The sequence below is a fragment of the Micromonospora sp. KC606 genome (assembly GCF_004348675.1).
Classification (GTDB): Bacteria; Actinomycetota; Actinomycetes; order Mycobacteriales; family Micromonosporaceae; genus Micromonospora.
Genome location: NZ_SMKN01000308.1, coordinates 1 through 5,224 on the forward strand (window position 1 = coordinate 1; position 5,224 = coordinate 5,224).

General features: G+C 75.1%; 4 protein-coding genes and 1 pseudogene. All 5 read left to right on the plus strand.

The window, feature by feature from the left end:
• Nucleotides 1-561: pseudogene (locus E1193_RS29870) on the plus strand (hypothetical protein); the annotation flags it as partial.
• Between the two features lie 147 nt (nt 562-708).
• Complete coding sequence (gene egtA / locus E1193_RS29875; RefSeq protein WP_132186488.1) at nt 709-1,944, plus strand: ergothioneine biosynthesis glutamate--cysteine ligase EgtA; 1,236 nt, start codon at nt 709-711, stop codon at nt 1,942-1,944.
• The gene (gene egtB, locus E1193_RS29880) at nt 1,941-3,278 is read left to right on the plus strand and encodes an ergothioneine biosynthesis protein EgtB (RefSeq protein ID WP_132186489.1); all 1,338 of its coding nucleotides are present in this window, start codon (nt 1,941-1,943) and stop codon (nt 3,276-3,278) included. The genes egtA and egtB overlap by 4 nt, the downstream gene beginning before the upstream one ends.
• A 16-nt stretch (nt 3,279-3,294) precedes the next feature.
• Nucleotides 3,295-4,041 carry an ergothioneine biosynthesis protein EgtC gene (egtC, locus tag E1193_RS29885; protein ID WP_132186490.1) on the plus strand — a complete coding sequence of 249 codons (747 nt, stop codon included), beginning with the start codon at nt 3,295-3,297 and terminating at the stop codon, nt 4,039-4,041.
• Between the two features lie 81 nt (nt 4,042-4,122).
• Complete coding sequence (egtD, locus tag E1193_RS29890; RefSeq protein WP_132186491.1) at nt 4,123-5,088, plus strand: L-histidine N(alpha)-methyltransferase; 966 nt, start codon at nt 4,123-4,125, stop codon at nt 5,086-5,088.
• Nucleotides 5,089-5,224 lie beyond the last annotated feature (136 nt).

Below are 5,224 nucleotides of genomic sequence, written 5' to 3' on the forward strand. Positions count from 1 at the left end.
CCCCGCCGCCGGCGCGGCGTCACCACCGGCCTGGTGACCTGGGTCGCGGGCGTCGTGACGGTCGCCACCGCAGGCGTCGCCTTCGCCGCCGCGACCCTCGACCGGCCGGCCGACCCGCAACCGCCGGACCGCCCGCCCGCGTCGCTTCCCGAGCCCACGACCGCTCCCGTCGAGGGCGGTGACACCGTCGAACCGGGCAGTCCGGCCGGCGGGTCCACGACCGACGCACCCACCGGCACGCCCGCCGGCCACCCCTTCCCAGGCGCGACCTCCGGCCGTCCGGCGACGCCGGGCTCGCCGGCCACGTCGGGCAGCCCGAGTGCCTCCGCCAGCCCCGGGGAGCCGGCCGGCGACCCCAGGTTCCGGGGGAAGTGCCGCGCGTACCTGGCCAAGTCGGCGCGGCAACGGGAGAAGATCCTGGCCACCCCGGCCTTCGTCGATCTCGTCGCGGCGGCCGGCGGCTCGGACCGGGTGGAGGCGTACTGCCGGCAACTGCTCGACAGCCCCGACTCCGCGCCGGAGTCGCCCACCGCCGTCGACCCGACAGGCGCAGACGAGTAGTCGAAAAGACTTCACAGAAGTTTCGTCCCGTCCGCATCGCCGGATACCGTCGGCTGGGCAGACCATGGTGTGGCCAGGGGGCCGGTCGAGAACCGCCCCGGGCCACCCGTGGTCGCGCCGCGACCGAGCGTCGGAGGGGGACATCTCGTGGTGACGTCGCCGGAGTTGGAGCGGACGACCGTGCTGCGGGATCAGGGGTCCGCCGCGGCGCACATCGGCCGGATCTGCTTCAAGACCGGCCCGCCCGTGCACACCGGCGTCGAACTGGAATGGACCGTTCACGACGCCGCCGACCCCGCTCGACCGGTGGACCGGGAGCGGTTGCGGGCGGCGCTGGGGCGACACAGCCCCGTCACCCTGGACAGCACCAGTCCCGCCCTAGCGCTCCGGCACGGCAGCAGCGTGACCGTGGAGCCCGGAGGCCAGGTGGAGGTGTCCACCGCGCCGCGCCCGTCGGTCGCCGCACTGATCCTGGCCACGGAGGCCGACATCGCCGACCTGGACGCGATGCTGGCGCGGGCGGGCCTGACCCTCGGCCGCTCCGGCATCGACCCGTGGCGGCCTCCCCGCCCGGTGCTGGAGACCGCTCGCTACCGTGCCATGCGCTGCGCCTTCGACCGCCAGGGCCCGGCCGGACGGACAATGATGTACAGCACCGCCGGTTTGCAGGTCTGCCTCGACGCGGGGGAGCCGGCCGACCTGGCGCTGCGCTGGGCCACCCTGCACGCGGTCGGCCCGCCGCTGGTGGCCGCCTTCGCCAACGCCGACCGGCACGCCGGGCGCCGCACCGGGTGGGCGTCCGCGCGGATGGCGGCCTGGCTGGCGATCGACCCGGACCGCACCCGGCCGGTCTGGTCGCCGGGCCGACCGGACGAGGACCCGGTCGCGGCCTGGATCCGGTACGTCCTGGCCGCCCCGCTGCTCTGCCTGCGGCAGGACGGCGCGGACTGGACGCCACCACCGGGGGTGACGTTCGCTGACTGGATCGACGGGGCGCTGCCCCGACCGCCCACCACGGACGACCTGGAGTACCACGTCAGCACCCTCTTCCCGCCCGTGCGGCCACGCGGCTATGTGGAGGTGCGTTACCTCGACGCCCAGCCCGGCGCAGACTGGCGGATCCCGCTGGCCGTGGTGACCGCGCTGCTCGCCCGGGCCGAGACCGCCCGCGCCGCCCGCGCCGTCGCCGCGCCCGCAGCCGACCGCTGGCACGCCGCCGCCCGGCGCGGACTGGCCGACCCGCCGGTGGCGGCCGCGGCGGCGGCCCTGCTGGACCTGGCCCTGGCCGCCCTGCCCGAACTGGACCTGCCGGCGCAGACCCACGACCAGACGAGCAACGGCATCCGGCGGCGACGCGCCGCCGCGGAGAGGGGGCACCGGTGACCACCACCGACCGCCCGGGCCCGGAGGCGGAACGGCTGCGCCGCCGCATCGCGGCGGAACTGGACCGCGCCCGGGCCCGTACCACCCGGCTGACCGAGGCGGTCGACGAGGACGAACTCATGCGTCAGCATTCGCCACTGATGTCCCCGCTGGTCTGGGACCTGGCCCACGTCGGCAACCAGGAGGAGCTGTGGCTGGTCCGCGACGTGGGCGGTCGGGAACCCGTTCGGCGGGACATCGACGACCTGTACGACGCGTTCAAGCAGCCGCGCAAGGACCGGCCGGCGCTGCCGCTGCTCAGGCCGGCGGAGGCGCGCGCCTACCTGGCGACGGTCCGGGACAAGGTGTACGACCTGCTGGACGGCGTCCGCTTCACCGACCGGCCGCTGGTCGCCGACGGGTTCGCCTTCGGCATGATCGTGCAGCACGAGCAGCAGCACGACGAGACCATGCTCGCCACCCACCAGCTGCGCTCCGGCCCCGCCGTGCTGGACGCCCCGCCGCCACCCGAGCCGGGCTCCCGGGTCGACGGTGAGGTGTTGGTACCGGCAGGCCCGTTCACCATGGGCACCTCCACCGACCCGTGGGCGCTGGACAACGAGCGCCCCGCGCACACCGTCGACCTGCCCGCGTACGTGATCGACGCCGCGCCGGTCACCAACGGCCGGTACGCCGCGTTCATCGCCGACGGCGGGTACGACGACCCGCGCTGGTGGAGCGAGGCCGGCTGGCGCCACCGCACCGAGGCCGAACTGGCCGCGCCCCTGCACTGGCGGCGGGACGGGGACGGCTGGGCGTACCGGCGGTTCGGCCGGTGGTCGCCGGTGCGTGCCGACGAGCCCGTGGTGCACGTCTGCTACCACGAGGCGGAGGCATTCGCGGCCTGGGCCGGCCGGCGGCTGCCCACCGAGGCCGAGTGGGAGAAGGCGGCCCGCTGGGATCCGGCCACCGGCCGCTCCCGCCGCTACCCGTGGGGTGACGAGGACCCCACCGCGGAGCACGCCAACCTGGGGCAACGGCACCTCTGGCCGGCGCCGGTCGGGGCATACCCGGCCGGGGCGTCCCCACTCGGTGCGCACCAGCTGATCGGGGATGTCTGGGAGTGGACCTCGACCACCTTCCGTGGCCATCCCGGCTTCGCCGCCTTCCCCTACCGCGAGTACTCCGAGGTCTTCTTCGGCGACGACTACCGGGTTCTGCGCGGCGGCTCGTTCGGCACCGACCGGTCGGCCTGCCGGGGCACCTTCCGCAACTGGGACTACCCGATCCGGCGGCAGATCTTCAGCGGCTTCCGCTGTGCCCGCGACGCCCGGCCCGAGGAGGCGCACGGGTGAGCGGGGGTGCTCGCTGATGTGCCGGCACCTGGCCTACCTCGGGCCACCGGTCAACCTGCGCGCCCTGCTGTACGACCCGCCGCACTCGCTGGTGCGCCAGTCGTGGCAGCCGCGGGACATGCGCGGCGGCGGGACGGTCAACGCCGACGGCTTCGGTGTCGGCTGGTACCCGGGTGAGAGCGACCCGGTGTGCTACCGGCGGGCCCGACCGATCTGGGGTGACCGCACCCTGCCGACGCTGGCCGAGGTCACCACCGCCGGGGCGGTGCTGGCCGCCGTCCGATCCGCCACCGTCGGCATGGCCGTGCAGGAGTGCGCGGCGGCGCCGTTCGCCGAGGGCCGCTGGCTGTTCAGCCACAACGGCCTGGTCCGAGGTTGGCCGGATTCGGTGGTGTCGCTCGCCGCCGCCCTGCCGACGCGTGACCTGCTCACTCTCGACGCGCCGACCGACTCCGCGCTGCTCTGGGCGCTGCTGCGGCACCGGCTCCGCGCCGGCGCGGACCCGGCCGAGGCGGTCGCCGCGACGGTGGTCGAGGTGGCACAGGCCGCGCCCGGGTCTCGGCTGAACCTGCTGGTCACCGACGGCCGGACCGTGGTGGGCACCGCCGTCGGGCACGCGTTGTCGGTACGCGCGACGCCGGGCGCGGTGATGCTGGCCTCCGAGCCGTGCGACGACGACCCGGCCTGGCGACCGGTGCCGGACGGGCAGTTGGTGGTGGCGACCCCGACGGTGACGCGTGCGCGTGCACTGTGGAGAGCGTGACGCGACGGCTTCCGGTGCCCGGTGACCGCCCCTCGGCCCCCGGGTGGAGTCAGGGATATCTCGGCCGACGAAGGGACACTCATGAGCGCGGAGCCACTGGAGATCTACCTGAGGGAGCAGGACCTCGGCCGCAGCCTGCGGGAGGACGTACGGGTCGGGCTGACCGCCGACCCGAAGTGGCTGCCACCGAAGTGGTTCTACGACGCCCGGGGCAGTGAACTGTTCGAGGAGATCACCCGGCTGCCGGAGTACTACCCGACCCGGGCGGAGCGGTCGGTGCTGGTGGAGCGGGCCGCCGACATCGCCGAGCTCACCGGCGCGAAGACGCTGGTCGAGTTGGGCTCGGGTTCCTCGGAGAAGACCCGTCTGCTGCTGGACGCGTTCACCCGGCACGGCGGGTTGGGCAGCTTCGCGCCGCTGGATGTGTCGGTGAGCGCGCTGCGTCGGTCCACGGAGCAGATCGCGACGGACTACCCGGGGCTGCGGGTGCGCGGCATCGTCGGGGACTTCACCCGGCACCTGGACCGGCTGCCCCCAGGCGGCCGGCGGCTGGTGGTCTTTCTCGGCGGCACCATCGGCAATCTGCTGCCCGACGAGCGGGCCGGTTTCCTGGCCGCCATGCGCGCGGCGCTGGAGGAGGGGGACTGGCTGCTGGTCGGCACCGATCTGGTCAAGGATCCGGGGGTGCTCGTGCCCGCCTACGATGACGCCGCCGGGGTGACCGCCGAGTTCAACCGCAACGTGCTGCGGGTGGTCAACCGGGAGCTGGGGGCGGACTTCGTGCCGGAGGCGTTCACCCACGTGGCGCGCTGGGACGCCGAGCAGGAGTGGATCGAGATGCGGCTGCGCGCCCAGGGCGCGATGCGGGTCCGGGTGCTCGACCTGGACGTCGCCTTCGCCGAGGGCGAGGAACTGCGGACCGAGATCTCGGCGAAGTTCCGCCCGGAGCGGATCGCGGCGGAGCTGGCGGCGGCCGGTTTCCGCGACGAGCGCTTCTGGACCGACCCGGACGGCCGCTTCGGCGTCACCCTCGCCCGCGCCACCTGAGCCACCCGTCGCGGAGGGTCACCCCTCGCCGACCGGAGAAGCCCCTGGGTCAACCCGTGGCGGCCGGACCGTCGGCGGGGCGCCGGGGCCCGCCGGGCGACCGGGCCGGCGAGGGCGGCGTGCCAGGGCTGACGGC

Coding starts and splice junctions, on each gene's coding strand:
- egtC (WP_132186490.1), top strand. CDS start 3,295: ATGTGCCGGCACCTGGCCTACCTCGGGCCACCGGTCAACCTGCGCGCC.
- egtD (WP_132186491.1), top strand. CDS start 4,123: ATGAGCGCGGAGCCACTGGAGATCTACCTGAGGGAGCAGGACCTCGGC.